Raw genomic sequence first — 2,209 nt, 5'->3', positions numbered from 1 at the left:
CAGCGACGACGAGGAAATCGCGATGCGCTCCAGACGCCGGGCGTATCCGACCGTGCAGCCCAGCGGCTTGCACGCGACGTCCAGCACCGGCCGCAATGCCGGCACGGAATTGGCGATGTCGGTGCGGTACGCGTACACCAGTTGCAGGCCCAAGGCGATCAAGCCCAGCAAGCAGGCGTAGCCCCACACCTTGCGCAACAGGCCGCGGCGCGCCTGCCGATCCTGGTCCAGGAATTCGGGGGGAGCGCGGCCTACGTCGGTGGCGCTGGAATAGCGGGTGCGCGCTTCGCCCAGGACGGGTTCGCGGGTGTCGTCGTCGAGCTCGTCGTCGGCGTCCTCGTCGGCGCGGATGCGGTATTCGTGCGGGCGGTCATCGCGGTCATCGTCGCGAAGGCCGTCCGGGCGGTCATCGAGGGAATCGTCGTCAAGGTAATGGTCGTCTGCGCCGTCTGCGCCGTCTGCGTGATCGCGGGCGTCATCGGCGGCGAAGGACGGCTCGGCAGGCGGAGCGCCGCGGCGCCGGGCGTCCCAATCCATGATCGGTTCAGCGGCGCGCGATGCGATGACGGGCTCGTTGCGTGACGTCGGCGGGGCCGGCGGCGCCGGAGGCACCCCACGCGGCGCGGGGTAGCGGACCGGTTCGGAATGGCGCGCGAAGCCAGCGTGGCGGGCGTCATCGCGCAGATCGACGTCATCCTCGTCGTCTTCGTCCAGATCATTTTCCGGCAGGTCGTCATCCGGCTCGGTGCGCCGGCGAATGTCTTCGCGGCCGCGCAGCACGGACGGCGGCACGGCAGGCGCGGCGGGAACCGGAATAGGCGCAGGCGCCGGGACCGCCGGAATGGGCTCGTCTTCCCATGGGGCGATCTGGCGGGGCGGCTCTACGGAAGGGCGCGCCAGCGGTGGCGGCGCCTCGGTAGACGGTGGCGGCGCCGGAACGAAGCGGGGCGGCGTGGCGGCGACGGACGCGGCAGGCGCAACAGGCGCGGCAGGTGGCGTCGCCAGCACCGGCGCAGCCGCCGCGGCGGCGGGCGCAACGACCGGGGGCACGGCCGGCACGGCCGACGGCGTCGACGGCGCGCCGGATGCCGGCAGCAAGCACGCCCGGCCGTCGAAGACGGTGGAGCAAGCGCCGCAGCGCACCAGGCCATTACGGACCCGGAGTTGGTCAGGCACCACCTTGAACGAGGTGCCGCACTGTGGGCAGCGCGTGGTCAGAGCCATATTGCGATCCAGCCGAACCGTCGCTCAGGCCTTCTGGCCGTGCAGGCACACCCAGCCGTCACGCGCGCGCCAGACCGACATGGCGATCCAGGGCGCGTAGGCAGCGGCCACCTCTTCGGCCTGGCGTTCCAGCACGCCGGACAACACCAGATGGCCGCCTGCGGCGACGCGTCCGGCCAGCATCGGTGCCAGCACCTTCAACGGATTGGACAAGATGTTGGCCACGACCACCTGGAACGTACCGTCGGCCAGCGCATCAGGCAGCATGGCCTGCAGCTCGACGCGGTTGACCTCGGCGTTGTAGGCGGTGCTTTGCACGGCCTGCGCGTCGATGTCCACGGCCTGCGTCGGACCCGCGCCCAGCTTGCGGGCGGCGATCGCCAGGATTCCCGAACCGCAACCGTAGTCCAGCAAGGTGGCGCCGGCGGGCAGCTCGGCTTCCAGCCAGGCCAGGCACAGGTGTGTCGTGGGATGGCTGCCGGTGCCGAAGGCCAGGCCCGGATCCAGTTCGATGTGGATGGCGCCGTCGCCCGTGGCGGCCGGATCGAAGCCGGGCACGTCGGGGCTGTCGCGGTGCCAGCTAGGCACGATCCACAGGCGTTCGGCGATGTGGATGGGGCCAAACTGCGATTGCGTCAGGCGCACCCAGTCGGCGTCGGGAACATCGCGCAGGGTCCAGCCGGCGAACAGCGCCGGGTCGAGTTCGCCTGCCGCGGCGGCCTCTTCCATGATCTGCGAGGGATCGGCTCCGTCGGGCAACAAGGCGACGACGCGATTGCGGTCCCAGGCCTGCACGTCGGGCTCGGTGCCGGGTTCGCCGAACAGCGGGCGTTCGTCGTCGGTGCCGAAGTCGGCGTCTTCCACGGAAACGGACAGTACGCCCGCTTCCAGCAGCGCGTCCGACAAGGCTTCGGCCTGCGCCTCTAGGCAATGGAGCACGAGTTCACGCATGATTATTCTTCCATCTGGTCATGGGGGGGGGGGG

General features: G+C 70.8%; 2 protein-coding genes. Both read right to left on the bottom strand.

Translation table 11 applies throughout. The features are described 5' to 3' along the window. Nucleotides 1-1,224: DUF3426 domain-containing protein (locus ACE039_RS13670; protein WP_485822608.1), on the bottom strand; the 1,224-nt coding region annotated here is incomplete at its 3' end. Nucleotides 1,225-1,248: 24 nt separating this feature from the next. Further along, nucleotides 1,249-2,175 (bottom strand): 50S ribosomal protein L11 methyltransferase, encoded by a 927-nt coding sequence (gene prmA / locus ACE039_RS13665; protein WP_310034295.1) that lies wholly within the window; start codon nucleotides 2,173-2,175, stop codon nucleotides 1,249-1,251. Nucleotides 2,176-2,209 lie beyond the last annotated feature (34 nt).

The sequence above is a fragment of the Achromobacter maghribensis genome, assembly GCF_057334215.1.
The sequence above is the reverse complement of the archived record's forward strand: the minus strand, read 5'-3'. Positions and strand labels throughout refer to the sequence as shown.